Source organism: Flavobacterium hydrophilum, assembly GCF_003202405.1.
In the GTDB taxonomy this organism is placed as follows: domain Bacteria; phylum Bacteroidota; class Bacteroidia; order Flavobacteriales; family Flavobacteriaceae; genus Flavobacterium; species Flavobacterium hydrophilum.
Window position 1 is genome coordinate 399,664 of sequence record NZ_QJHL01000002.1, and the last position, 25,533, is coordinate 425,196.

The window sequence follows — 25,533 nt, forward strand, 5'->3', positions numbered from 1 at the left end:
AAGAAAATTACGTATTTTCGATATTCATTTATTTAAAAACTAAACAAATCAGATATGGGATTTTTTTCAGAATTTAAGGCATTTGCAATGAAAGGCAATGTAGTTGACCTTGCTGTTGCTGTAATTATCGGAGCTGCTTTTGGTAAGATTGTAAGTTCATTAATTGATGATGTAATTACGCCATTGATATTAAAACCTGCTTTAGAGGCTGCTCATTTGTCAAGTATTGAGCAATTAACCGCTTTCGGAGGTGTAAAATACGGAATGTTTCTTTCGGCGGTAATTAACTTTGTAATTGTGGCATTTGTTTTATTCCTGATTATTAAAGGATTAAATAATCTTAAAAAGAAAGAAGAGCCAGCACCGAATCAACCAGCGGCGCCTACTCAGGAAGAACTGCTTACTCAGATTAGAGATCTTTTGAAAAATAAACAATAATACAATATACCGCTACACTAAGTCTAACTTAACCGCTTCTTGATTGAGCGGTTTTTTTATTAATAAAGTTTCTTTATTCTAATATTATTTTCTTAACCACCGTAGCTCCCTCTCTTTCAAGATAAATATAATAAATACCGCTTGGTGAACCAGCTAAATTGATAGTGTTATTGTTTGAATCTCCTACGAATTTTGTTGTTTTTACTAATTTTCCTAAGGCATCGTAAATCGTTGCTTTTTCAAGTGTGATATTGTCAATGTAGACTTCTCCTTTTGAAGGATTGGGGTAAAGGGCTATTGTATTAAAAACTGATTCTGAAATATCTAATGATGGGCAGTTGAGGCTGTAACTTGCTGTTGCGTCTTTTGCTGTGGACCAATTGGTATTAGAGTAAGCAACATCATCTACTTGGATACAACTTAAATTTGGGTTATAAAAAATCTTTATTTTACCTGTTCCAATTAGTGTGTTTTTTCCATTCTTTAAGTTTAGACTATTTAATAATGGATTATTTGAACAATGCAAACTAGTCAGAGCTGTATTTTTAGAAACATCCAAACTAGTAAATTTATTGGTATTGCAACGTAAATTAGTCAAAGACGCATTTTTAGAAACATCCAAACTAGTTAATTCATTAAGTGTACAATACAAAGTAGTAAGAGCTGTATTTTTAGAAACATCTAAGCTACTTAATTTATTATCACCGCAAATCAAAGAAGTTAAAGCAATGTTTTTTGATATATCTAAATTTGTTAATAGATTATTTTCGCAATCTAAAGTTTTTAAAGCTGTATTTTTAGAAACATTAAGAATGTTTAATAGATTACCCCCACATTCTAAGGAAATCAAAGCAGTATTTGTAGTAATATCCAAATTGTTTAATTCGTTAAAACCGCAATTTAAAGAAGTTAAAGCTATATTTTTAGCAAAATCCAGATTAGTTAAACGATTGGAACTACAGTCTAAAGAAGTCAAAGCAATATTTTTAGTAATGTTCAAACCAATCAATTCGTTAACACGACAATTTAAAGAAGTCAAAGCGGTGTTTGTAGAGACATTTAAATTGGTTAATATATTTTGATGACACTCTAAAGTTTTTAAAGCTGTATTTGAAGCAATATTCAAACTAGTTAATTGATTAATGCCACACGACAGATAAATCAAAGACGTGTTTTTAGTAACATCCAAACTAGTTATTGCATTTTGTCCGCAAGCTAAGTATGTCAAGGCTGTATTTAGAACAACATTCAAACCGCTCAATTGATTCAAATAACAATATAGAAGGGTCAAAGAAGTATTTTTAGAAACATCTAAATTGCTCAATTTATTGTAGCTGCAATCTAAAGAGGTCAAAGCTGTGTTTTTAGAAACATCTAAACTGAGTAATTGATTTTTATTACAATTCAAATAAGTCAACGCCGAAAAATTCTGAATACCGGTTAGATCAGAAATAGAACTTGATGAAACATCCAAGGAAGTTAAAGTATTTATTTTTGCAGTCAAAACTTTGCCATCGGGAACACCAGAATCAATGCCAAGAGCAATTAATTTATTCTCAAAATTTATATCCGGAATAAATGTGTCTTGACCAAAAGAAGATAAACTAGCTAGGAAAAGTAATAAGAGTAATTTTATTTTCATAAGTAAATTAGTGGTCATTTCAAGATGGGCAAATGTATTAAATATAGTTTATTTCACTATGGTTACCTACAATATTAATTTCCAAGTCTTTTAATTTTGGTTTAAATAAGTGAGATAAAAGTTCTTGTTTTCAAAACTAATTTATATTTAATAGTTTCAAAATCTTTAGTGCAATTTATTCTATGTTGTACTAAAGATTGATGTTAGGTATAATACAAAATGTTTCGTTTGTAACAATTTGTTGTTTTTTGTGAATTGAATTGTATTAGTGTTTATTATCCTTACTTTTGCAATCTAAATTAGAACATTCATAATAAAAAATATAAAAATGAGAATAGCGGTTGTAGGCGCCACCGGTATGGTAGGCGAGATAATGTTAAAAGTTTTAGCAGAAAGAAATTTTCCGGTTACAGAATTAATTCCTGTTGCTTCAGAGAAATCTGTTGGTAAAGAAATCGAATATAAAGGACAAAAATATAAAGTTGTTGGTTTGCAGACTGCGGTTGATTTAAAAGCAGATATTGCTGTTTTCTCTGCGGGTGGTGATACTTCTCTGGAATGGGCACCAAAATTTGCTGCTGCAGGAACAACTGTTATTGACAATTCATCTGCATGGAGAATGGATCCGACAAAAAAACTGATCGTTCCTGAAATCAACGCAGAGTCTTTAACTAAAGAAGATAAAATCATTGCAAATCCAAACTGCTCTACGATTCAGATGGTATTGACTTTGGCTCCTTTGCATAGAAAATACAACATTAAAAGAATTATTGTTTCGACTTACCAATCGATTACCGGTACTGGTGTAAAAGCGGTTAGACAGTTAGAAAATGAATACGCAGGAATAGAAGGTGATATGGCGTACAAATATCCAATTCACAGAAATGCAATTCCACAATGCGATAGTTTCGAAGCAAATGGATACACGAAAGAAGAAATGAAATTAGTTCGTGAAACTCAAAAAATCCTTGCAGATAATACGATCAGAGTTACGGCTACTGCAGTTCGCGTTCCTGTTGTTGGAGGTCATAGTGAGGCTGTAAATGTTGAGTTTACCAATGATTTTGAAGTGAATGAAGTTCGCGAAATTTTACAAAATACTGATGGAGTAGTGGTTCAGGATGACCTTGATGCGTTTTCTTATCCAATGCCATTATTTGCTGAAGGTAAAAATGAAGTTTTTGTTGGAAGAATCCGTCGTGACGAAAGCCAGCCAAATACTCTTAACATGTGGATCGTTGCTGATAACTTAAGAAAAGGTGCTGCGACAAACACAATCCAAATTGCTGAATATTTAATTCAGGCTGGGTTGGTATAAACTGAGGTTACAAAAATTGTTATAAAGAGAAAACCGTAATTACGAAAAGTGATTACGGTTTTTTTATTGGTATAAGTAAATAAAAAAGCGAGAAACTTAAATTCTCGCTTTTTTTATATTTTAATATTCCGGAGCCAGTTCAAGTTCCAGTCCTTCTAATTCAGTAGTAATTGGAATCTGACATCCTAAACGGCTGTTAGACTTAACATAAAATGCTTCTGAGAGCATGGCTTCCTCTTCATCTCCCATTTCCGGTAATGCAACATCATTTAGAACGTAACACTGGCAGGAAGCACACATCGCCATTCCGCCACAAGTTCCTTCTACAGGAAGTTCGTAGGCTTTGCATAACTCCATTATATTCATTGCCATATCCGTTGGAGCCTGTAATTCGTGTATTACTCCTTCACGGTCTTTAATCTTTATTAATACATCCATTTTAAATTATTGGAATTTATTGCTTAGAATTTGATAACGTGAACAAACCCTAAAATTTATATTAACTATTTGGTTTTAAGCTAAAAGCGTATTCTTTTGTACTACTGTCTTTAATGTGCATTTTTAATCCAATTAAATTGCCTCCTTTTTCCAGTAATGTTACTATAGCAATTACAGAGTAATAATCATTATCAGACTGAAAAATCAAAGTTCCTTCATATGTTGAATTTAGGACACCCTGCTTATCACTCTGAGCAGCTAATTTTCTTGGATGAGAAAAATCTGCTGTGCTGTAAGTCGCTTTATTGGAGAACTTTGCTTTTCCTTCGCAAAAATCATATAAAAAATCGTAATTACCAATTCTAAGGCTGCCTTCTTCATTTTTGCTATTGACAGAAAATACAATTTTCCCTGAATAACTGTAATCAGACCATTCTTCAGATTCATTTAGCCAGGCTTTATCTACAATTAATGTTTCCGTCCCTTGCTGAGCATAATTTGGAGCAACTGAAAATAAAAGCAATAACAATATGTAATATTTTTTCATGATTTAAGATTTTAAGGGGTTCTGTTACAAATTTAAGTTAAATGTGTAACAATTTCTTAACAAAATGTCTTAAATCTTTGTGCTATTTTTTATTGGAATCGCAAAAAATATTGTCTTTTGATTGTTTTGTTGAAAAATATCTATTAAAACAAGTCAAATATCCATTATTCTTGTTAAATATTCAAACTCAAAAAAGGGAGCTTATTACATGATATTTACCACAGTTTCTATTTGCGGAGCATATTTTTTAATAGTTGTTTCTACGCCTGCTTTTAAGGTCATCTGATTAACGCTGCAGCTAATGCATGCTCCTTCAAGACGCACTTTTACATGCTTATCGTCTTCTATTGAAATCAGCGTAATGTCCCCACCATCAGAATTTAAAAAAGGTCTGATTTCATCAAGAGCCAATAATACGTTGCTTGTTAATTCTTCTGTTGTCATAATGTTTTTCAATTAGAAAATTAGTCAATTAGAAAATTAGATAATGAGTTAGATTGACAATTATCTAATTTTCTAATTATCTCATTGTCTCATTTATATTAATTCTTTTTAACTGCTGAACAACCCGCCATTGTTGTAATTTTTATGGCTTCTGTTGCAGGCAGGCTTTCATTTCTGTTTACTGTTTCCTGAACTACTTTTCGGGTAATTTCTTCAAATACAGTTTCAATTGCTGAAGCTGTTTGTAAAGCCGCCGGACGTCCATAATCTCCAGCTTCACGAATAGATTGTACAATTGGAACTTCTCCTAAAAATGGGACATTTAAATCTTCTGCAAGATTTTTTGCTCCTTCCTGTCCAAAAATATAATATTTATTGTCAGGCAATTCTTCTGGTGTAAAGTACGCCATATTTTCGATAATTCCCAAAACAGGGACATTAATATTGTCCTGCATAAACATTGCCACTCCTTTTTTAGCATCTGCTAAAGCCACAGCTTGTGGTGTACTCACGACAACAGCTCCTGTTATAGGTAGTGACTGCATGATTGATAAATGGATATCTCCTGTTCCCGGAGGCAGGTCAATAAGCATGAAATCTAATTCTCCCCAATCTGCATCAAAAATCATTTGGTTCAATGCTTTTGCAGCCATTGGACCTCTCCATATTACAGCCTGGCTGGGTGCTGTAAAAAATCCGATTGAAAGCATTTTGATTTCATAACTTTCAACGGGTTTCATTTTAGATTTTCCGTCAACAGTAATCGAAATTGGTTTTTCATTTTCAACATCAAACATAATTGGCATTGACGGACCATAAATATCAGCATCAAGAACACCAACTGAAAAACCCATTTTTGCCAGTGTTACGGCTAAATTTGCTGTAACAGTAGATTTTCCAACACCGCCTTTTCCAGAGGCAACAGCTACAATATTTTTGATTCCCGGAATAGCACGCCCTTTAATTTCGTTTTTTTCCGGAGTTTCTACCTTAATGTTTACTTTAATTTTTGCTTCTGGCGATATTAATTCATGAATTGTTTTTTTAATATCATCTTCAGCTCTTTTTTTAATGTGCATAGCAGGTGTATGAAGTACTAAATCTACCACAACCTCATCGCCAAATGTAATAACGTTGGCAACAGCACCGCTTTCAACCATATTTTTACCTTCTCCTGCTATGGTTATCGTTTCCAGAGCTTTAAGGATTTCTTTTCTATCTAATTTCATTTTTGATATAATATTTTCTAATGAGTGAAATTAATTTTTAAGTGCTATTTTATTTAAACTAATTTCAGTTTGCAAAGATAACGCATTATGTTTGGATTTTTATGGTTTTGAATTGTATTTGTTGATATTACAATTATTCAAAATGATAAAGTGTGTTTTTTAAAAGAGATTCTGACTTTTTTAACCACAAGAAATATAAAAATGAGTGAGAAACAAAAATAAACCCGCCAGGATTCTGATTTGGCGGGTTACTTAAAAAAAATGGTCTACAAGTTATTCGTATTTTAGGTATTTAAGAATATCAATTTTTGTTACCTGATATGCTTTTGCTAAGACAATTATCAAAGTTAATGCCAATAATGAAATTAGTGATATCGAAAACGGAACAACCGAAATATTAATTCTAAAAGCAAAATCTTCAAGCCATTTTTCTAATAGAATATACGCTGGTACAATTCCGACTGCAAATCCCATTAAGCAGAAAATGATGTATTGTTTTGATAATTCTTTAAGCAGTATATCTGTTTCGGCACCAAGGGTTTTTCTTATGGCGATTTCTTTCAGTCTTCTTTCCATAGAAAAAGATGCTAAAGCAAATAATCCAAAAACAGCAATAATGATTACAACTAAATTTAAAATAAAAAACAGATTCTTTTGCTTAACCTGTTCTTCATAGGTTTTTGCAAATTGTTTGTTCACGAATTCGTAATCAAAAGGATAATCCGGATTTACATTTTTCTCCCAATAGCTTTTTAATCCTTTTAGGGTTTCAGATAAATTATTTGGTGATACTTTTACCAAAACTCTAGAGAAATTATTCCATTTCAGGGTTTTTAGATTGATAAAAACCATTGGAGAAACCTTATTTTGCAAATCAGTTAAATTAAAATCTTTTACAACGCCCACAATTTTAAATTTCAAATTATCACCATTATCAATACTCCAGCCTGATGTTATCATGGTATTGATCGGGTTTTTAAGATTTAGGGTTTTTACGAGCGTTTCATTAATAAGCATTCCGTTTACAGTGTCTGAAGCAAATTGAGGAGACAAGTCACGTCCTTCAAGGATCTTAATTTTCATCATGTCAAGAAAACCGTAATCCATTTCGATGTTCTTTGGCTGTACAAAAATTCCATTATGATTAAATCCTGAACTTGAACCTTCATTACCTCCAAAAGTACCGGCAAATGTAGTAACATCGACAACTCCGGGTATTTTTTTGATTTCTTGTTTAGCGGTAAAATAATCCTGCGTTTTTGTCAGTCTGTTTTTGGTATTGTACGTAATCGAAAGTACCTGGTCACCGTTAAAACCAAGATCTTTATTCATCATATAATTAACCTGCGAATTAACAATTAATGCACCAATGATGAAAAATGCAGCAATTCCAAACTGAAAAATAAGCATCGAATTGCGAATCCAGATTCCGCTTTTACTTCTCGAGAAATTACCTTTTAAAACCTTTAATGTTTCAAAATTTGAGATATAAACAGCAGGGAAAATACCCGCAAAAATGAGTACTAATCCAAATATTAAAATGAGCTGCAGGTAAAATTCACCGCCATTCATAGTCAAAGTTTTTCTCAAAAAGGTGTTATAGTAGGGTAATGAAAGCTCTACAATAGCAAGTGCAAAAGCAATGGCAACCAAAGTAATTAAAGCCGTTTCAAAAATAAACTGCATTATAATTTGCTTTTTTGTTGCGCCTACAATCTTGCGAACGCCTACTTCTTTGGCACGTTTGATAGCTGATGCGGTCGCCAGATTGATGTAGTTTACCATAGATAAAACTAAAATCAAAACGGATAAACCGCCCATAATATAAAGCAATTTCAAGTTACCTTGTCCTTCAGGAAGATTTTGTCCCCCTGAGCTTTTTGTGCCATGCAAACGAGACGTTTTCAATTGGTTCAGTATTACTTTAATCTCGCCATTTTCTTTTAAATACTGTTCTACGGTCTGACCAGCTGCTTTCGCATCCTTTACAGTTCTGTTGACATAATTTACATTTTGCATTTTCTTTAAAACTTCAGAAGCATCAGTGCCTCTTTTAGTTTTAACCATTAGAGCATAATTAAAATTTCCCCATTGATCCTTGTCGCCATCGCGTTTTATGCCGCTAAAAATATAATTTGGTTCGATCGAAGAAGGTTTGGTTACACGGTAAACTGCTTTTACAGTATAATCTTTATTATTATACGAAATGGATTTTCCAATTGGATCATCATTTTTGAAAATCAGCTGCGCTTGTTCTTCAGATATAGCAGCACTGTTTTTTTCTTTCAAAATGTTCTTTTTGGCACCTTTTATAATTTCAAAAGGGAAAAAATCAAAAAAGTTCTCATCTGTGAGTGTAATTTTTTTATCCAGTATTTTTTGATCCTGAAATTTAATAACGCTCTCGTCGTACCAATTATAAAGAAAACACACTTTATCAATTTCCGGAATAGTGGCTTTACAAGTCTCGCCAAAAGGGATTGAACTAGTAGCCCAAGTATCCCCCGTTGTGCCAATTTTGTTTAGTACAACGTAAACGTTTTCTTTTTCAGGATTCCATTGATCGTATGCATTCTCATTATTCCAATATAAGATAGCAAAAATCACACTGGCAATTCCGATGCTTAATCCTAAAACATTTAAAAACGAAAACAGTTTGTTTTGCTTCAAATGATAAATAAATATTTTAAACCAGTTCAAAATCATGGGATGTGTTGTTATAGTTATTCAGCGTGGACTGATTTTAAATAATTGCGAATATTTTGCAGACAAACTCTACCAGAATTATGATTGCAGTTACAATGAATTTTAGCATCTTTTCTTATTTAGCGTCCATAAAAACATCAACATTTCGTTGATTTAATTTTTCAGAAAATACAACACCGTCTTTCATATGAATGGTTCTTTGCGAAAAGGAAGCATCATAATCAGAATGGGTAACCATCAAAATGGTGGAGCCTTTAGCATGCAGATCGGTCAGGAGTTCCATGACTTCGTTACCGTTTTTACTATCCAGATTTCCGGTTGGCTCATCGGCCAAAATGATTTTTGGATCATTTACCAAAGCTCTGGCAACGGCAACTCTTTGCTGCTGACCGCCTGAAAGCTGTTGTGGAAAATGTTTCAGGCGATGTGAAATATTTAGCCTTTCGGCAATAGCTTCAATTTTTTTTCTTCTGTCTGCTGCTTTTACATTATTATAAAGCAAAGGCAACTCGATATTGTCATAAACAGAAAGCTCGTCGATTAAGTTGAAATTCTGAAAAATGAATCCGATATTTTCTTTGCGAACCTGAGCTCTTCCTTTTTCTTTAAGGCCAATCATTTCCTGGTCTAATAATTTGTAGCTTCCTTCAGAAGCACTGTCCAGAAGACCGATTATATTCAACAAAGTAGATTTCCCACAGCCAGAAGGTCCCATGATAGTTAAAAAATCCCCTTTTTTAATTTCTAAAGAAATGCCGCTCAATGCTGCTGTTTCTACTTCTTCTGTCCTGAAAACTTTCGTTAAATTTTGAATTTTTATCATTTTGTAAAGGTGTTAAATGTTATTGACTGTGTTTTTTGATTGATGATTGATGTTTTATAATTGTGAATGATTAATTGTGAATTGCAGACTGAATAGAAAGTTCTTCAATATCCTTATAATCTGAATAGGATGATGTAATTACAGATTCTCCTTCCTTTAATCCTTCGAGTACTTCATAGTAAGATGGATTTTCCCGTCCTAATTTTATGTTTCTTCTTTCGGCTTTGTTTCCTTTTACTACAAAGATCCATTTTCCTGCCGCTTCCTGATTGAAGCTTCCTTTTGGCAAAACCAGTATTTTGTTTCTTTCAGATAAAATCAGTTTTACGCCAAAACTTAATCCGTCCTGCAGTGCGATATTTTCTTTAGATGTAAAAGCCAGTTCTACTGTAAAATGCCCGCTTTTAACTTCCGGGATTACTTTTGTTACCAAAACTTCGAGTATTTTTCCTTTATATTCGACCTGACCTTTTAAGCCTTCGCTAACTTTCTCCAGATAAAATTCATCTACATCTGCAGCCAGTTTATAACCTCGCTTTGAATCGATTTTTCCAATGCTTTCTCCAGCCTGAAATGTTTTTCCTAAAACCGGTTCAAAAGAAGTTAATCTTCCTGATTCTGGAGCAGTGATCAGGAAATTTTTTTTGTTGTTTCGAAGGATTTCCAGACTTTTCTCCATGGTCTGAATCGAACGGTTAATTTGTGAAATCTGTAACTGATTGGACTGTTTTTCTTTTTGAATACTCTGCTGAATTGTTTTTTTGCGTTCTTCCTGAAAACGTAAGCTTTCCTTAAAAGTATTCCAGTCATTTTTCGAAATAACATCTTTTTCAAACAATTTCGAGTTCATATCGTACAATCTTTTGGCGTCGTTGTAATCATGTTCAATTAAAACCAAATCTTTGTTTAAATTCAACTCCTGATTTCGGATATTCAGTTTTCCGGTATTCAAATTGTTGATTTGTTCAATTATTGCTGTTTCCTGAGTCAGGTAATTTAATTCGGTATTCGGATTATACAAACGTGCCAGTGACTGACCTTTTGTAACCATTGCGCCGTTTTCTACAAAAATCTCTTTCACAGATCCGCCTTCAGTAACGTTCACCAGCATAACATTCAGTGGTTCAACCTTGGCCTGAAAAACAACGAAATCTTCAAAAAAAGCTTTTTCGACTTTTTGAACTGAAATTTCTTCTGCTTTGACATTTAAGGTTCTTTTTGAATTGAAAGAAAAAAAGATCAGAACAGCCAAAACTAAAAAAACTCCAATTGCTATTGTGAGATATCTAATTTTTTTATTTTTACGAGGAATTACCTTGTCCATTTGTTAAATAATTTACTGATAATCAATAGGTAAATACTGTGCCATTAAATTTATTATTTGTAAAGCGCTGATTTAAAAGGAGCTTTCAGAATCATCAGAAAAACCAGTGTCCGATAATGAACAGTTGACCGTTCGAAAATGGACAAAAAAACACAACATGAGAAAAAAACAGGCCCAAATATTAATTGTCGACGATCAGGAAGAAATTCTTTTTTCGGCAAAAATGATTCTCAAGAAGCATTTTGAAACCATTTTTACGACAAATAATCCAAAAAAAATCATTTCTCTTCTCAGTGAAAATGAAATAAATGTGGTTTTGCTCGATATGAATTACCGAATTGGTTTTGAAGACGGGCGCGAAGGAATTCATTGGCTGAAAGAAATTAAAACACTCTCGCCTCAGACTATCGTGATCTTGATGACAGCTTTCGGAAAAATAGAAACTGCAGTAGAAGGAATAAAAATAGGGGCTTTTGATTATGTTTTAAAACCGTGGCACAACGAAAAATTACTGGAAACAATTGATAAGGCTGTCGCCGAAAGCAGAAAAAATAACAAAAAACCAATTGTAGAAAAAACAGATAAACAGTATTTTACCGGTACTTCCCAAAAAATAAAACAAGCCTATTCAATTGCTGAAAAAGTAGCAAAAACCGATGCGAATGTTTTGATTTTAGGTGAAAACGGAACAGGGAAATATGTTTGTGCAGAATTTATCCATCAAAATTCAGAACGAAAAAGCCAGTCTTTTGTTCATGTCGATTTAGGTTCTCTAAGTGATAATTTATTCGAAAGTGAACTTTTTGGATATGCTAAAGGTGCTTTTACAGATGCCAAAACCGATACGCCAGGAAGATTCGAAAGTGCACAAAACGGAACTATTTTTCTGGATGAAATTGGTAATATTCCGCTTCATCTGCAATCTAAATTACTGCATGTTTTACAGACTAAAACAGTAACACGTTTGGGCGAAAGCAAACCAAGACCATTGAATGTCCGAATAATTTCGGCTACGAATAATGATATTAAAGCAGAAGTAAAAAACAAAACCTTTCGTGAAGATTTGCTGTATCGGATCAACACAATGGAAATAAATCTGCCGCCTTTACGGGAGCGAAAAGGAGATATTGTTCCGATGGCGCATTTTATTTTAGAAAATATTGCCGAAAAATACAATCAGGAAAACTGGCATTTTGAAGAAAATGTAGCGCCGTATTTAGAACGATATCCATGGAAAGGAAACATCCGTGAAATGCAAAATAAAATCGAACGTGCTTTGATTCTGGCTGATAGCCATACAATTTCTGTTCATGATCTTGATATTCTGGATTTTGAGGGAATTCAGGAAAATGATGAAAATCCGTTGTCAGAAATGGAAAAAACGGCCATTGAAAAAGCACTTTTAAAACACCACGGCAATATCAGTAAAACTGCTGATGAATTAGGTTTATCGAGAGCTGCTTTGTACAGAAGAATTGAAAAATACGATTTAAAAAATATAGGGTAATAATTTTTTTTCTCGCAGGTTCTGCAGATCTCACAGATAAAAATGATTCAATTTTAAAAATGCGCGAAATCTGCAGAATCTGCGGGAAACTTAAATTTAAAGATTTTGAAAAATCATTTTTTTAATCTGTGGCAATAAAAAATAAATTAATGAAAAACTGGAAATTTCATAACGCATTATTCATCAGGGCTGTATTTGTAATGCTGCTCTTTTTTTTCTGTGTTTTTTTAATCTTTAAAATGTTTTATTTCAACGCTATTCTGGTTACTGCTTTTGCTTTCGTAATGCTGGGCGAAATGTATTTTTATGTTCGAAATCAATCTCAGTTTTACGACCGGACTTTACTTTCGATTCTGCATAATGATTTTTCAAACCACTTTCCCGAAGGAAGTAAAAAAGATAATTTTAAAAACCTGCATCTTTTATATGAGACTTTAAAAGTACAGCAGCAGGAACAAACTTCAAAAGAACTGATTTATCGTTCACTTTTAAATAATATCGATACCGCAGCCTTAATTTTGGAAAAAGAAAATGAAGACTGGAATATTTTTTTGATGAACGATTGTTTTTCGGATTTATTTAAAGTTCCAAAAGTCAGTCATTGGCAATACCTTAAAAATTATCTTCCATCATTATGCAATGAAATCGAGAAAACAGATTTCGCCGAATTAAAATCGGCAATCTCTATTAAGATTGAAGAGCAGGATTTGCAGACCTTTATATTACAAACTTCACATACCCAAACTTACAATAAAGAATATTTTATCATTTTACTGGACAGTATACAGCGCGTTATTGAAAAGAAAGAAAAAGAAGCGTGGATTAACCTGATGAAAATTATTTCACACGAATTAATGAATTCTTTAACGCCAATTCGGGCGCTTTCGCAGAATTTACTTCAGATTGTCGATCAGGAAAAGTTGGAAGAAGATGATTTTGAAGACATCAAAAGCAGTATTTCGACAATTATAAACAGAAGCGATCATTTGCAGGTATTTGTAGAAAACTATCGTAAACTGGCGATGCTGCCGACTCCAACCAAAGAAAAGGTTCTCATAAATTCACTTTTTGAAGACTGTCTGCGTGTTATGAATCCAATTCTGAAAGCAGAAAATATTGAATTAATCAATAATATTCACAGCTCAAGATCAATCCTGATTGATAAAAATCAAATAGAGCAGGTAATTATCAATTTAATTACCAACAGTATTTATGCATTAAAAGAAAAACCCCGGAAAAAACTGTTTGTATCTAGCTACACGGATAATAATCGATTTTTTATAACCATTTCGGACAACGGAAAAGGAATCGATCCTGAAATTCAGGACAAAGTATTTTTACCTTTCTTCACTACCAGAAAAGACGGAGCCGGAATAGGCTTAACGCTTTCTAAAAACATCATCGAAGCCCATGGCGGTTATTTAAGTTATCAGACTGATAAAGACAAAACAAGTTTTATTATTTGCCTGATTTAATTGTAATAAAATTCTGCATATCAATGTGTTAAGTGTTATTTTGGCATGATGTGAATTTTAAAATATGTTCTAAAGATTCTATAAAACGATTCTTGATGTTGCGTCGTAAATTTGAAATACCCTAAATTTTTGATTTTCAATATTTAAAAAATATAGTGAAAAATCGTTTTGAAGGTTTCAAATTTTTAATATGGTTGCGCTATTTTTTTAAATAAATAATTTAAAATATTTAAAAAGATAACATCATGAAACAATTACATAAATCCCTCCTAATTATAGCAATAGCTTTTGTATTAACTTCATTTGGTTTTAAGACTAAAGATATAAAGCCAGTGGATAATTTGTACACAAAAGAAAATCCGGAAGTTCAAAAGAATTCTGATTCTACTAATAATTTGTCTAAAAAATCTTCAAAAGAAGTGTATCTTTTATCCAGACAGTATGATCGTCTTCAGATAGCTTTGGACAAATACGAAAAAATTCAAAGAAAAAAACTGTGGAAAAAAATTGATATTGACAGTGCCACCTACAAAGATTTAAAACCTTTTGACAGTGGTGTTGCGGTGAAACAAATCCGTGAGCGTTTGTATATTGATGGGGATTTAAAAAAAGATTCAAAAAGCAGTTTGTATGATGAAGAACTCATGGCCGGCGTTTTAAATTATAAAAAGAGATATGGTCTTGCTTTAAATTATAAACTGACATTTGATCACATTAAACAAATGAATGAGCCTGTATCTGAAAGAATCAGAACCATAAAACTAAATATGGAGCGCTGTCGTTTGATTCCGGAAAATTTAATAGAGGCAAGAGATTATATTATGGTCAATATTCCGTCTTATAAACTGTTGTATGTTAAAAATGGAGCAAACGAATTTACCTCTGATGTTTTTGTGGGAACTACATGGGCAGAAACGGAAATTTTTAGCAGTACGATGGATAGAATAGTCTTCAGCCCATATTGGAATGTTCCGCAGAGTATTATTGATAATGAATTAAAACTGAACATGGCCAAAGACAAAAATTATCTGGAGGAAAATAACATGGAATGGAATGGAGGCAGGGTAAGACAAAAACCAGGACCAAAAAATTCTTTGGGATTAGTGAAGTTTTTGTTTCCAAATCCTTTCGACATTTACATGCACGATACACCGGCCAAAAGTTTGTTTCAGTTTGAAAAACGTACATTTAGTCACGGATGTATCAACATAAAAGAGGCCAAAAAACTGGCTCATGTTATTTTGAAAGACGATCCGGACTGGACTGATGAAAAAATAGACAGTGCAATGGATGGCGTAAATGAAACAACCTGTATCCTGAAAACTAAAATTCCAATATACATAGGCTATTTTACTTCCTGGGTAAATGAAGAAACAGGTGAAGTTTATTTCCTTCCGGATGTGTATCAGAAAGATAAGGAAAAAGTGTTAGATAGTACTAATGGTTTGGTAATGGAATAATTACAATTGAATTTCAGGCTGCCAGAAGTGTTTATCAAAATCAACGATTTGATTGTTAACGACTTTAATGCCTTCGTTTTCTAAAAGCTGCTGCATTAAATTAGTTCCGTCAAAATGATGTTTTCCGGTCAAAAGCCCTTTTCGGTTTACAACTCTGTGCGCCGGGACGTCATCCATATTGTGACAGGCGTTCATGGCCCAGCCTACCATTCTGGCCGAACGAGCTGTACCTAAGGCTTTTGCGATTGCGCCATAAGATGTTACTTTTCCGTATGGGATTTGTCTGGCGATTGCATACACTCTTTCGAAAAAATTTTCCTCAGCCATAGTTTGGTTGTTTGCCACAGATTAAAGAATAAAATTCGGTTTTATTAACGATTGAAACACCTTTTTTGCCCTATTGCCAAAGAAGCCAATTTAATCTTTTAATCTGTGGTTTATTATTATCCGAAATAATAATTCAGAATATTAAAAAGCGTTACAAGAGCGACCAAACCCGTAATGCTTCCAATAATGGTGTTCATATTCCGCATTAAGTAATCGGTTTTCTGTTCTATTTTGCCGAAGAAGGCAATATAGCTGTACAAAGCGGCAAATGAACCCAGAACTGATCCTAATACAAAGGTGAATATAATATTGTTTTCAAATGCAAAAAGATGATAAGAAGACAATGTCACACTTACAACTACATAATAAGGAATAGGAAAAAAGTTCAAACCCGAAAGCAGCATCCCTAAAAAGAAGCGGCTTTTTTTACTGCTTTTCTTAATCTTTGATTTTTTCTTGCCAGTTGGTTTTTTAGCAATAAATAAAAAGTAAATCGTTAAAATAGAAAAGGTCACAAAACCAATTTCGCGTAACAGTGTAACAATGTCCGGGCGATTGTCGATTACCCGTGCGAATAAAACGGCTACCGTAACCTGAAAAAGGATTACGAGGACAGCACCAATTACAAACCACAACGCATTTTTTTTACCTTCTTTCAGGTTTATTTTGGCAGCTGTCATATTGAGTAAACCTGGCGGAATAATCCCAATGACAGCGGCAATAAAACCTGAAATTAGTGGAGTAAATAATGCCATTCTGTTATTTAATGGTTCTAAAAAAATGTTTTAAACTAAATTAGTCTTTAATTTTAAAACGAATATACGTAATTGCCTTATTAATTTCTAAATATTGTTTTTCGTAAAAGGTCTGAATTGAAGTTACTACTTCAGGACTCCCTTCATTTTTATACACATTATGATTCGCATATAAAACTTCGTGTCCTTCGCCGTGCAACAATCCAAGGGTATATCCATGCATAAATTCGCTGTCGGTTTTTAGGTTTACGACACCGTCTTTTTTAAGGATTTTTTTATACAATTGTAAAAACTCAGAATTGGTCATTCTGTGTTTGGTTCTTTTGTATTTGATCTGTGGATCCGGAAAAGTAATCCAGATTTCATCTACTTCGCCTTCAGTAAAAATATGATTGATTAATTCGATCTGAGTTCTTATAAAAGCCACATTGTGTAATCCTGTGTCAACAGCAGTTTTTGCGCCTCTCCAGAAGCGGGCACCTTTAATGTCAATTCCAATAAAATTTTTGTCCGGGTATTTTTCTGCCAGTCCAACAGAATATTCTCCTTTACCGCATCCTAATTCTAAAACTAACGGATTGTCATTTTTAAAGAAATCAGTATTCCATTTTCCTCTTAACGGAAACGAATCACTTACAACTTCTTCTCTGGTTGGCTGGAAAACGTTTTCAAATGTTTCGTTTTCCCTGAATCTTTTTAGTTTATTTTTACTTCCCACTTTTACAAAAATTTTCCGCAAAATTAAGGAATATAAACGAATGAATCGGGCGAAACGGTTAAAAACAAGAATATTATTGCTCAAAAAGAAAATCAAACTTGTTCTAAACAAAAATTGCACAGATTCTCAAGATTTATTTCAATCTTTTAGAATCTGTGCAATCGTGTTATTGTTTTTATATTTAGTTACCGTAATGTGGCTCAGTTATAGCACCGGAATTTGGATCTAAAGTTTCATCGTGCTGAGACAAATCCAGTCCGATGTGTTCTGATTCTTCTGAAACTCGTAACGGAATAATGAAATTGGTTACTTTGAACAAGAAATAAGCTCCGAAGAAGGTAAATATTGAAACCAGTACTAATGCCATCATGTGATGTCCGAAAACATTCCATCCTCCGTGCAGTAAACTTGCATCTTCACCATGGGCAAAAATAGCTGTTAAGATCATTCCCATAATTCCGCCCACACCGTGACAGGCAAAAACATCCAGTGTATCGTCAAATCTTTTTGAAAAACTACAGTTTACAGCTGTGTTTGAAACCAAGGCTGTTATGAATCCGAAAAACATACTTTCAGGAACCGATACGAAACCTGCAGCAGGAGTAATGGCTACTAAACCTACAACAGCTCCGATACATGCCCCAAGAGCAGAAACTTTTCTTCCGTTCATTCGGTCAAAGAAAATCCACGTTAACATGGCTGCAGCCGATGAAGTTGTGGTTGTCGCAAAAGCCATGGCAGCAGTTCCGTTCGCAGCAAGAGCAGATCCGGCGTTGAATCCGAACCATCCAAACCATAACATTCCGGTTCCTAATAAAACAAACGGAATATTGGTTGGAATATGCTGACTGTTTTTTCTTTTTCCTAAAACGATAACCCCGGCCAAAGCAGCAAATCCGGAACTCATATGTACTACGGTTCCTCCGGCGAAATCTTTTACACCAAAATAGCTTCCCAAAACACCCGTTGGATACCAAACGGAATGACATAAAGGAGCGTATATAAAAATGGTAAATAAGCTGATGAAAATTAAATAGGAGATAAAACGTACACGTTCCGCAAATGATCCTGTAATAATAGCAGGACAGATAATCGCAAATTTCATCTGAAATAAAGCAAAAAGCATAAACGGAATCGTAGTAGCCAATTGTTTATGAGGCAGGACGCCTACATAGTCCATAAAAGCAAAAGTTGTAGGGTTTCCGAAGAAACTGTAAAAATGATCCCCTGAACCAAAACCAACAGGCTCTCCAAACGCAAGGCTAAAAGCCACTACAGCCCATAAAAGCGTAACAACTCCTAAACAAATAAAACTTTGTAACATCGTTGAAATCACGTTTTTCTTGCCCACCATTCCGCCGTAAAAGAAAGATAATCCCGGGGTCATGATTAAAACCAGACAAGAGGATGTCAGCATCCAGGCAACGTCTGCGGGTACAATGTGATCAATGGTGCCAAATGCAGATAATACATAATCATTTTCTGTAACAGTAGGCCAAAAAGCACCCGTGATACAAACAATACTTATCATAATAAAGGAGATGATCCAGCGTTTTTCTATTTTCATTTTTCAAATACTTTATTTAACCCTATTTTTTTTGGGGGCAAAGTTAAAAAAAAATAAATATTTTAATTTTAAGGGGTGACAAAATAGAGGCTTGATTTTTATTTTAGTAAATTTTATAAAATTCAGCTTGTTTTTTTGAGAGTATCTTATTTTGTGCTTCTAAATTTACGCTATTATTGTCAAATATATTATAATAGAATTGATATCCTGAGTTCTAAAGTGCCCGAAAGCTGATGATTGCAAACAGAATGACAGATATTGCTTATTTTTTTTGAAGTTTGGCAATCAAAATATCTTCGATGGGCCCTTTTATTTTTACTACTGAATCCACTTCGTCATTCGGAATCGTCATGGATAAAACATAATGTTGAATCTTCCATTCTTTTCCTATTTTGACCAAAACTCCTGAACCACGGCAAATTTTCATCTGTGTATTGAGTAATTCGTCGAACCAGGCAATTTTTCCGGATTTGTCAAAAAAGATGTGGCGTTCCAATGCCGTAAAATTCCAGGTTGTTCCTTTGTCGAAATAGGGTTTCGCCCAGGCTTTAAAATCAGGTTTAATCCAGTTTTCGGTAGCGTCTGTTCCGATGTAAATCGCGTCTTCGGTCATGGCATTAAAATAAGCGTCGAATTTCACATCGGCAGCTGCTTTGTGCCAGGCGTCAAGAGTCTGGTTGATTTTGTCTTTTTCGGCATTTTGGGCATTTGCAAAAACAGTTGCGAATAAAAGTAATAGTATGGTCTTTTTCATGTATAAAGTATTTAAGTTTAAAGGTATTATTTTTTACCATATAAGTGATATAAGTTCATTTTAGTATTGTGTCTAGTATTGTGAAATTTAAATTTTACTAATTGTTGTTGAGTTCATAAAAGTTTATTCTAACACATAGAAAAACATAGTTTTATGTAGTAAAAAGAGTTGAATAAAGAAATACATTTCTTTACACATAGCTATGTGTTTTCAAATTAGTGAAACGCCTTTTTTCAGCGCTCCGAGACTATGTTTCTATGTGTTAAATAATTACAAAGCGATGAGATTTGTTCATTTTGATTTTCTTATATGTCTTTCAAAGGCTATTAACAAAGTAACTCAAAACTTAAATTGTCTTATATCACTTATATGGTAGAAAAAAATTATATTTGATAGCTTTTTAAACACCTCGATCATGAATTCAAAAATCTACATAAGTTCGATCATTATTGCCTCTTTAGCTTTTATTTCCTGTAAAAAAGAATTAGAAGTCCAGGAGAATACTTCAACATCTGAACTGATCCGATTAGGACTTGCAAAAGACACTTCTAAAACAGCCGTTCCGGTGGCACAGGCTCCTGCTACAAACCCGAATACGGTTTTAGGAGAAACAAAAGGACTGAATCCTGCTCACGGACAACCGGGACATCGTTGTGATATTGCCGTTGGAGCACCATTGAATTCGGCACCAACACAACAAGGTCAGGTTACCGCTCAGGTACCGCAAACAGTTCAGGTAAATTCTGGTCAGCCCAATATGGTTACTACAAAAACGGTAACTGCTGCTCCGGTAAAAGTAGGCAAAGGCATGAATCCGTCGCATGGTCAGCCGGGCCATAGATGCGATATTCCGGTAGGAGCGCCTTTAAATTCTCCGGTTACAAAACCAGCGACCACAACAACAGCTGCGACTCAAAGCGGAACAGTCGAAAAAGCATTTACGGTAACACCGCCAGCAAACAATACCGTTCCTGCTTTATTAAGTACCGAAACCGCAAAACCCGTAACCACAGCCGAAGGAACGAATCCGGTACACGGACAGCCGGGACACCGATGCGATATTGCCGTGGGAGCGCCATTGCCAAAATCTTAAATTAGTCGAAATTCAACGGATAAAAAAAATCCAATTTTTAAATTCCAAATTCCAAGTCTTTATTTTGGAACTTGGAATTTAAAAACTTAAGTATTCTAAGTTTGAAGTATTAGAATTATTTCAAAAAAATTCCAAATCCCACTGTTTAGTTTGGAATTTGGAATTTAAAACTTGGAATTTAAATATTCTATTAATGTGCTTTCATTTTTTCGAAAGTAGTAGTCAATGATTTTTTGGCTTTTGCCAAAGCACCGCTAAACGCTTTTTCCAGTGTATCGGCGTGTTCTGTAACGGTAAGCGGCTGTAAATTGGCGATACGGACTTCAAGAACGCATTTTTTATCGTTTAAGCCGAATTTTTCTCCATTTTCATCTCCGAAATGTACTTCTATGCGTGTAATTTTATCTTCAAAACGCGCTAAACTTTTTTCGAGTTCTCCTGAAAAATAATTTTCTAATCTTGCGTGTCCTTCAATGTTTTTGTCGGTATTGATTTGAATTTTCATAACGGTTTGTATTTAATGATTGTTTCTCAAAGCTATTTTTTTTTAAATGAAAAGGCAAGTGAGTTAAGGAAAGATTATGAAATATTTTTGGTAGTTTTTGAAATCAAATAGGTCATTTTAAAATTAACCAATCGACATTTTTGCAGATTCTTTCCAAAGATAGTTTGGCATTGGTTCTTTTAATTCCCATTTAATATTCATTGGTTTTGATCCTTCATTTTCTTTAAAATTTCCTTCTCCTATAAAAACATATCCCATTGTATTTCCAAATTCATTTTTTGATTTTTCTCTAATAAATAAAAGTATATTTTTCTTCAATTCTTTATGATTTATATAAGTCAACCCTTTTCCTTTATCATCTCTTGTTTGATTTTGTGACTGCCAATGGAACAATGTTTCACTTATTGCAAAGTCATTGTACAAAGTAGTTGGTGAATAATCTTCTTCGGACTTAATTAAATCTATAAATAGTATTTCTGTATTTAATTCTTTATTTTCAGCTACACCAACTCCTATCGCGTTTGAGGATTTTTTTTCAAATGTAGACATTCTGAATGCAACTAAAATTTGATCTCTTGTATATCTAGCGTGTAATTTCAAAGGTTGATTATAAGGTAATTGAATTTCTGTTTCTTTAAAATCAACTTTATCGATTAATATTTCTAATACTTCAATAATTTCATTAATCAAGATTTTATTCTTTCCGATGGTTCTAATACTTTCTTCTAAAGACTCATAGCCACCCGCATTTTGCCAAATGTCATAATGTAACATTAGTAGCATTGCCTTTTCGTTCTCATCAAAATCCCCAATGTTTATGTTGAAGTTTAATTTTGCTATTTTAAGAATAAAATTAAAATAACTTGTTGAGTTTGTAGAAAGCCACTTATTGCTTATTGCAGAATAAATTTGTTTTTCATTTGTACTATCAAAATCATTAAATACACCTGCTCTCTGACATAACCTAGACCAAGTTTCTTTTTTTGAATAGATTGTTTCAATTGAAATATGGTTTAGTGCTATGAAATTATTTAATGTTAAAGGCAATTTAGTTTGTTCATGAAAACCTCTAATTTTATTTATCAATTGAGTCACATTTAATGAGGTTGCTTTTTGGATGTTTTCTAAAATTGTTTCTTTTGCCTTTTTCTCTAATACAACGGAACAGCCCAATGGCAAATGTGGAAAATCATCTTCTATTTCTTTTTGAACTGAAGTTGTAGTTTTTCCAATCAACGCCCTGAATTTACTTTCAAAATCATATTCAGGTCTTGAATTCCCAACAAAATCCAATACAGTCAAACACTCTTTTCCCTCAAATAAACGTAACCCTCTTCCAAGTTGCTGTAGAAAAATTGTTAAGCTTTCAGTAGGTCTTAAAAACAAAACAGTATCAATTTCAGGAATATCTATTCCTTCATTAAAAATATCAACAACAAATAGATAATTGATTTTTTTATTTTTAAATTCATTTCTAATAACTTCTCTTTCGTTTTTATTATTAGTAGTCAAATACTTTGCGTTTAATTTTGCTAGATTGAACTTTTCGGTCATATATTCTGCATGCTTGATTGAAACGCAAAATCCAATTGCACAAACATCATGAATATCATTTGTGTATTTATTTAAACTGTTAATTATTTCACCAACTCGTACATCATTTTTAGTATAAACGTTGGTTAATTCACTTGCTAAATACTTTCCGTTTGCCCAACTTATATTTTTTAAATCTATACTGTCAGAAATTCCAAAATATTGAAATGGACATAGTAAACCTTTATTCATTGCTTCAGGCAATCTAATTTCAGCTGCTATTCTATTACAGAAATCTTCTAATATATTTTTATTATCCATTCTTTCAGGTGTGGCAGTCAAACCAAGTAAAATTTTTGGTTTAAAATAATCTAGAATGGGGCGATAACTAAACGCTTTCTGATGATGTGCTTCATCAATAATTATAAAATCATAATAATCTGGTGAAAGTTTTATTTCTTTTAATCTATTTTTTAAAGTTTGAATTGAGGCAAAAATATATTCGTTATTCGTTGGCTCAATACCATCTACCCATAATTGCCCAAAATCATTATCTTTTAAAACTCCCCTAAATTTTGATAATGACTGCTCTAAAATTTCTTTTCTATGTGCAATAAAAAGTAATTTCGAAGATTTGTTATTACTCTGGAATTTTTTATAATCGAATGCAGAAATTACTGTTTTTCCTGTCCCAGTTGCTGCAACTAAAAGATTTCTATTTCTATTATGAACTGTTCTTTCAACTTCTAATTTTTCAAGAATTTCATTTTGATAAGAATAAGGTTTTATGTCAAAATAGGCTGTTGTAAAAGTATTTTCTTTTGAAAACCTCCCTTGCTTTAGGGCAATTACTAATTTTTCAGAGTGAATTTTTTGGTCATACAATTCAAAATCTGAATTTTGCCAATAAGCTTCAAATGTTTTCTTGAATTTATCAATAATGTGACCAACTTCTTTAGTTGTTACTTTCAAGTTCCATTCTAAACCGTCTGTTAATGCTGAACGAGAAAAATTAGACGAACCAATATATGCAGTATGAAAGCCTGTGTTTCTTTCGAATAAATAAGCTTTTGCATGTAATCTTTCATTACTTATATTGTAAGAGACTTTTACCTCTGTATTTTCTAAAGAAGCCAAAAACTCAACTGCTTTTGAATCTGTTGCACCAATATATGTTGTTGTAATTATTCTAAGTTTTCCACCTCTTTCTGTAAATTCTCTCAGTTCACGTTCGAGAATCCTAATTCCTTTCCATTTAATGAAAGAAACCAATAAATCGATTTTATCTGATGACAATATTTCTTTTCGTAATTCACTTTCTAAAGTTGTTCCAGAATTCCCGCCAGTAAAAAGTTCACTATGAATTAATCTTGTGTAAGGGGTAATTTCTTTTAAATGCAAATCTAAATCCGTGAAATGGGAATCAACTTTTGTAAAGACAGCTTTTAAAATTTTTCCCTCTGTTTCAATTAAATCATCCTCAAATTCTTCTTTTTTAAGTTCTTCTTTTAGAAATAAAATGATCTTATTTGAAATTTCGATTTGTGTTTCAATCGCGTCTTCCCCTTTTATTAAAGTGAAAGCATGTTTAATAGTTTTGCCAATATGCTGAGATAACAATTGAGATGCTTCTGCTTTGTCTATTGTAGTTTTTTTTACTTGAAAAGTTTCTTTATCAAGCTCATTTATTTTGTAATTGATTAGTTTCGTTACTAATTCTTCATAGAGTCCTTGATTCATATTCCAATTTTTAAAAATTCCTCAACAATTGGCAAATCCGCTTCTGCCCAATCTAAGTTTAATAATTCTGATTTTTCTAACAACTTAAAACAATTATGTTCTGCTAAATTAATCTCACCTGATATATAATTAGCCAGAAAAGGAATTAAATTTATTTTAAAGGTTCCATAATCATAAATACTATTTGAAAGCTTTTTTAAAACATCAATTTCAATATTTATTTCTTCTTTAATTTCTCTTTTAATACATTCTATTTCATTTTCATTATTTTCAACTTTCCCACCTGGAAACTCCCATTTTAAAGGTAATTTCATTTTTTCACTGCGTTGTGTTACTAAGATTTTTTTATCTTTTAAAATAATTGCGCATGTGACGTTTATGATTTTAGTCATTTTATTAGAGTGATGAACAATTTATTAACGAAGCCTAATATTAGTAAAATATAATCATATTAACTATTTTTCTTGTTTTAGATGTTATCATTTTCAGGATACATTATATTAAAGTAATTTTCAAAAGCTTTACAAAGTAATTCTTTATTTATTGCAAATAATTCGTATCTAATATCCATATGTTTAATGTATTCTTCACCACTTTCGCTAATTTCTTCACCATTAAGTTTTCGAGTTAATATAACGCTTAACAAAACGTTATCGCATTGATGAAATTTTGGGTAATATCTATAAATGAAGGACCAATAATCGAATATATCTATACTTTCTTTTTCTTCTTTATGGTCTTCCTCTTCGAATTCATTAATTACTAGAAACTCTAGCCAACTTATTGCTTCTCCAATTCCTTTGTAAAAAGAATTTCTTTCCAATCGAGTTTCAAAAGTGTATTTCTTTAAGTTTATTATCTTTTCATAATCAGTCAGAACTTCATTATTATGATACTTCATTATTTGCTCTTTACCGAAAATTATTTTTACTATATATTTCATTTTTTGATTATGGATTTTGATATTATTCTAAAAAATATTTTAAATCTAGATTATTCAAATGTAACATTGAAATGAAAATCGACCCGCTTACAATTGACCTCATTAGATAATAATTTTCAACTCTAATTTTTATTTTTTTTTCTCATAAAAAGCGCCAATCATTTCTGACTGGCGTTTAAAATATTTCTAAAAAGTTCTTATGAAAACCAACTGCCCTAGCCCTGATCGAAGCGGCATCCTTTTGTGT

The 25,533-nt window shown here is 32.7% G+C and carries 23 protein-coding genes; 6 read left to right on the forward strand and 17 right to left on the reverse strand.

What is annotated here, in order from left to right; all coding sequences use genetic code 11:
- Positions 1–54 precede the first annotated feature (54 nt).
- Positions 55–438, forward strand: a complete 384-nt coding sequence (gene mscL / locus DMB68_RS10875; protein WP_110346703.1) for a large conductance mechanosensitive channel protein MscL — start codon at positions 55–57, stop codon at positions 436–438.
- Between the two features lie 73 nt (positions 439–511).
- Here the strand turns inward: mscL and DMB68_RS10880 are convergent, their stop codons facing one another.
- Positions 512–2,080: a T9SS type A sorting domain-containing protein gene (locus tag DMB68_RS10880; RefSeq protein WP_165830125.1), complete on the reverse strand. Its 1,569-nt coding sequence runs from the start codon at positions 2,078–2,080 to the stop codon at positions 512–514.
- 328 nt (positions 2,081–2,408) lie between these two features.
- Between DMB68_RS10880 and DMB68_RS10885 the strand changes: the two genes are divergently transcribed.
- Entirely contained in the window at positions 2,409–3,398 is a 990-nt protein-coding gene (locus DMB68_RS10885; RefSeq protein ID WP_110346705.1) for an aspartate-semialdehyde dehydrogenase, read from the forward strand.
- Between the two features lie 120 nt (positions 3,399–3,518).
- Here the strand turns inward: DMB68_RS10885 and DMB68_RS10890 are convergent, their stop codons facing one another.
- The 7 genes from DMB68_RS10890 to DMB68_RS10920 all read right to left on the reverse strand — a co-directional run bounded on the left by DMB68_RS10890 (position 3,519) and on the right by DMB68_RS10920 (position 10,909).
- A complete protein-coding gene (locus DMB68_RS10890; protein WP_026982672.1) occupies positions 3,519–3,836 on the reverse strand; it encodes a 2Fe-2S iron-sulfur cluster-binding family protein in 318 nt (105 codons plus the stop codon).
- Positions 3,837–3,897: 61 nt separating this feature from the next.
- Positions 3,898–4,383, reverse strand: coding sequence for a hypothetical protein (locus tag DMB68_RS10895; protein WP_110346706.1), 486 nt, complete (start codon positions 4,381–4,383; stop codon positions 3,898–3,900).
- A gap of 204 nt (positions 4,384–4,587) precedes the next feature.
- Positions 4,588–4,827 carry a NifU family protein gene (locus tag DMB68_RS10900; protein ID WP_017494691.1) on the reverse strand — a complete coding sequence of 80 codons (240 nt, stop codon included), beginning with the start codon at positions 4,825–4,827 and terminating at the stop codon, positions 4,588–4,590.
- 98 nt (positions 4,828–4,925) lie between these two features.
- Entirely contained in the window at positions 4,926–6,056 is a 1,131-nt protein-coding gene (locus DMB68_RS10905) for an Mrp/NBP35 family ATP-binding protein (protein ID WP_110346707.1), read from the reverse strand.
- A 273-nt stretch (positions 6,057–6,329) separates the two neighbouring features.
- The gene (locus DMB68_RS10910) at positions 6,330–8,762 is read right to left on the reverse strand and encodes an ABC transporter permease (RefSeq protein ID WP_110346708.1); all 2,433 of its coding nucleotides are present in this window, start codon (positions 8,760–8,762) and stop codon (positions 6,330–6,332) included.
- Between the two features lie 115 nt (positions 8,763–8,877).
- The gene (locus tag DMB68_RS10915) at positions 8,878–9,585 is read right to left on the reverse strand and encodes an ABC transporter ATP-binding protein (protein WP_110346709.1); all 708 of its coding nucleotides are present in this window, start codon (positions 9,583–9,585) and stop codon (positions 8,878–8,880) included.
- A gap of 70 nt (positions 9,586–9,655) precedes the next feature.
- Positions 9,656–10,909 carry an efflux RND transporter periplasmic adaptor subunit gene (locus tag DMB68_RS10920; RefSeq protein WP_110346710.1) on the reverse strand — a complete coding sequence of 418 codons (1,254 nt, stop codon included), beginning with the start codon at positions 10,907–10,909 and terminating at the stop codon, positions 9,656–9,658.
- A 157-nt stretch (positions 10,910–11,066) separates the two neighbouring features.
- On the opposite strand from DMB68_RS10920, the gene DMB68_RS10925 reads away from it, so the two are divergent.
- The 3 genes from DMB68_RS10925 (at position 11,067) to DMB68_RS10935 (ending at position 15,351) form a co-directional block, all read left to right on the forward strand.
- A complete protein-coding gene (locus DMB68_RS10925) occupies positions 11,067–12,416 on the forward strand; it encodes a sigma-54-dependent transcriptional regulator (protein WP_110347082.1) in 1,350 nt (449 codons plus the stop codon).
- 149 nt (positions 12,417–12,565) lie between these two features.
- Complete coding sequence (locus DMB68_RS10930; protein ID WP_110347083.1) at positions 12,566–13,891, forward strand: sensor histidine kinase; 1,326 nt, start codon at positions 12,566–12,568, stop codon at positions 13,889–13,891.
- A 245-nt stretch (positions 13,892–14,136) separates the two neighbouring features.
- A complete protein-coding gene (locus DMB68_RS10935; RefSeq protein ID WP_110346711.1) occupies positions 14,137–15,351 on the forward strand; it encodes a L,D-transpeptidase family protein in 1,215 nt (404 codons plus the stop codon).
- On the opposite strand, the gene DMB68_RS10940 is transcribed toward DMB68_RS10935, so the two are convergent.
- The 5 genes from DMB68_RS10940 to DMB68_RS10960 all read right to left on the reverse strand — a co-directional run bounded on the left by DMB68_RS10940 (position 15,352) and on the right by DMB68_RS10960 (position 19,472).
- Positions 15,352–15,678: an MGMT family protein gene (locus DMB68_RS10940; protein ID WP_110346712.1), complete on the reverse strand. Its 327-nt coding sequence runs from the start codon at positions 15,676–15,678 to the stop codon at positions 15,352–15,354.
- A 116-nt stretch (positions 15,679–15,794) separates the two neighbouring features.
- The gene (locus DMB68_RS10945; protein ID WP_110346713.1) at positions 15,795–16,433 is read right to left on the reverse strand and encodes a LysE family transporter; all 639 of its coding nucleotides are present in this window, start codon (positions 16,431–16,433) and stop codon (positions 15,795–15,797) included.
- A 40-nt stretch (positions 16,434–16,473) separates the two neighbouring features.
- Positions 16,474–17,151: a tRNA (guanosine(46)-N7)-methyltransferase TrmB gene (trmB, locus tag DMB68_RS10950; protein WP_110347084.1), complete on the reverse strand. Its 678-nt coding sequence runs from the start codon at positions 17,149–17,151 to the stop codon at positions 16,474–16,476.
- A gap of 181 nt (positions 17,152–17,332) precedes the next feature.
- A complete protein-coding gene (locus DMB68_RS10955) occupies positions 17,333–18,718 on the reverse strand; it encodes an ammonium transporter (protein ID WP_110346714.1) in 1,386 nt (461 codons plus the stop codon).
- Between the two features lie 262 nt (positions 18,719–18,980).
- Positions 18,981–19,472 (reverse strand): nuclear transport factor 2 family protein, encoded by a 492-nt coding sequence (locus DMB68_RS10960; RefSeq protein ID WP_110346715.1) that lies wholly within the window; start codon positions 19,470–19,472, stop codon positions 18,981–18,983.
- Between the two features lie 415 nt (positions 19,473–19,887).
- Here DMB68_RS10960 and DMB68_RS10965 point away from each other — a divergent pair, with 415 nt between their 5' ends.
- Entirely contained in the window at positions 19,888–20,565 is a 678-nt protein-coding gene (locus DMB68_RS10965) for a hypothetical protein (RefSeq protein ID WP_110346716.1), read from the forward strand.
- A 190-nt stretch (positions 20,566–20,755) separates the two neighbouring features.
- On the opposite strand, the gene DMB68_RS10970 is transcribed toward DMB68_RS10965, so the two are convergent.
- The 4 genes from DMB68_RS10970 to DMB68_RS10985 all read right to left on the reverse strand — a co-directional run bounded on the left by DMB68_RS10970 (position 20,756) and on the right by DMB68_RS10985 (position 25,286).
- Positions 20,756–21,070, reverse strand: coding sequence for an HPF/RaiA family ribosome-associated protein (locus tag DMB68_RS10970; RefSeq protein ID WP_110346717.1), 315 nt, complete (start codon positions 21,068–21,070; stop codon positions 20,756–20,758).
- Positions 21,071–21,193: 123 nt separating this feature from the next.
- Positions 21,194–24,343 (reverse strand): DEAD/DEAH box helicase, encoded by a 3,150-nt coding sequence (locus DMB68_RS10975; RefSeq protein WP_110346718.1) that lies wholly within the window; start codon positions 24,341–24,343, stop codon positions 21,194–21,196.
- Positions 24,340–24,735: a (deoxy)nucleoside triphosphate pyrophosphohydrolase gene (locus DMB68_RS10980; protein ID WP_231131639.1), complete on the reverse strand. Its 396-nt coding sequence runs from the start codon at positions 24,733–24,735 to the stop codon at positions 24,340–24,342. Before DMB68_RS10980 ends, DMB68_RS10975 begins: the two co-directional genes overlap by 4 nt.
- Positions 24,736–24,812: 77 nt before the next feature.
- Positions 24,813–25,286: a hypothetical protein gene (locus DMB68_RS10985; protein WP_110346719.1), complete on the reverse strand. Its 474-nt coding sequence runs from the start codon at positions 25,284–25,286 to the stop codon at positions 24,813–24,815.
- Positions 25,287–25,533: the final 247 nt, after the last annotated feature.

Bases quoted from the DNA above. Each gene is read 5' to 3' on its own strand.
- DMB68_RS10925 (WP_110347082.1), top strand. From the start codon at position 11,067: ATGAGAAAAAAACAGGCCCAAATATTAATTGTCGACGATCAGGAAGAA.
- DMB68_RS10890 (WP_026982672.1), bottom strand. From the start codon at position 3,836: ATGGATGTATTAATAAAGATTAAAGACCGTGAAGGAGTAATACACGAA.
- DMB68_RS10945 (WP_110346713.1), bottom strand. From the start codon at position 16,433: ATGGCATTATTTACTCCACTAATTTCAGGTTTTATTGCCGCTGTCATT.
- DMB68_RS10880 (WP_165830125.1), bottom strand. From the start codon at position 2,080: ATGAAAATAAAATTACTCTTATTACTTTTCCTAGCTAGTTTATCTTCT.
- DMB68_RS10900 (WP_017494691.1), bottom strand. From the start codon at position 4,827: ATGACAACAGAAGAATTAACAAGCAACGTATTATTGGCTCTTGATGAA.
- DMB68_RS10955 (WP_110346714.1), bottom strand. From the start codon at position 18,718: ATGAAAATAGAAAAACGCTGGATCATCTCCTTTATTATGATAAGTATT.
- DMB68_RS10960 (WP_110346715.1), bottom strand. From the start codon at position 19,472: ATGAAAAAGACCATACTATTACTTTTATTCGCAACTGTTTTTGCAAAT.
- DMB68_RS10985 (WP_110346719.1), bottom strand. From the start codon at position 25,286: ATGAAATATATAGTAAAAATAATTTTCGGTAAAGAGCAAATAATGAAG.
- DMB68_RS10905 (WP_110346707.1), bottom strand. From the start codon at position 6,056: ATGAAATTAGATAGAAAAGAAATCCTTAAAGCTCTGGAAACGATAACC.
- DMB68_RS10980 (WP_231131639.1), bottom strand. From the start codon at position 24,735: ATGACTAAAATCATAAACGTCACATGCGCAATTATTTTAAAAGATAAA.
- DMB68_RS10935 (WP_110346711.1), top strand. From the start codon at position 14,137: ATGAAACAATTACATAAATCCCTCCTAATTATAGCAATAGCTTTTGTA.
- DMB68_RS10975 (WP_110346718.1), bottom strand. From the start codon at position 24,343: ATGAATCAAGGACTCTATGAAGAATTAGTAACGAAACTAATCAATTAC.
- DMB68_RS10940 (WP_110346712.1), bottom strand. From the start codon at position 15,678: ATGGCTGAGGAAAATTTTTTCGAAAGAGTGTATGCAATCGCCAGACAA.
- DMB68_RS10965 (WP_110346716.1), top strand. From the start codon at position 19,888: ATGAATTCAAAAATCTACATAAGTTCGATCATTATTGCCTCTTTAGCT.
- DMB68_RS10970 (WP_110346717.1), bottom strand. From the start codon at position 21,070: ATGAAAATTCAAATCAATACCGACAAAAACATTGAAGGACACGCAAGA.
- DMB68_RS10895 (WP_110346706.1), bottom strand. From the start codon at position 4,383: ATGAAAAAATATTACATATTGTTATTGCTTTTATTTTCAGTTGCTCCA.
- mscL (WP_110346703.1), top strand. From the start codon at position 55: ATGGGATTTTTTTCAGAATTTAAGGCATTTGCAATGAAAGGCAATGTA.
- DMB68_RS10920 (WP_110346710.1), bottom strand. From the start codon at position 10,909: ATGGACAAGGTAATTCCTCGTAAAAATAAAAAAATTAGATATCTCACA.
- DMB68_RS10885 (WP_110346705.1), top strand. From the start codon at position 2,409: ATGAGAATAGCGGTTGTAGGCGCCACCGGTATGGTAGGCGAGATAATG.
- DMB68_RS10910 (WP_110346708.1), bottom strand. From the start codon at position 8,762: ATGATTTTGAACTGGTTTAAAATATTTATTTATCATTTGAAGCAAAAC.
- DMB68_RS10930 (WP_110347083.1), top strand. From the start codon at position 12,566: ATGAAAAACTGGAAATTTCATAACGCATTATTCATCAGGGCTGTATTT.
- DMB68_RS10915 (WP_110346709.1), bottom strand. From the start codon at position 9,585: ATGATAAAAATTCAAAATTTAACGAAAGTTTTCAGGACAGAAGAAGTA.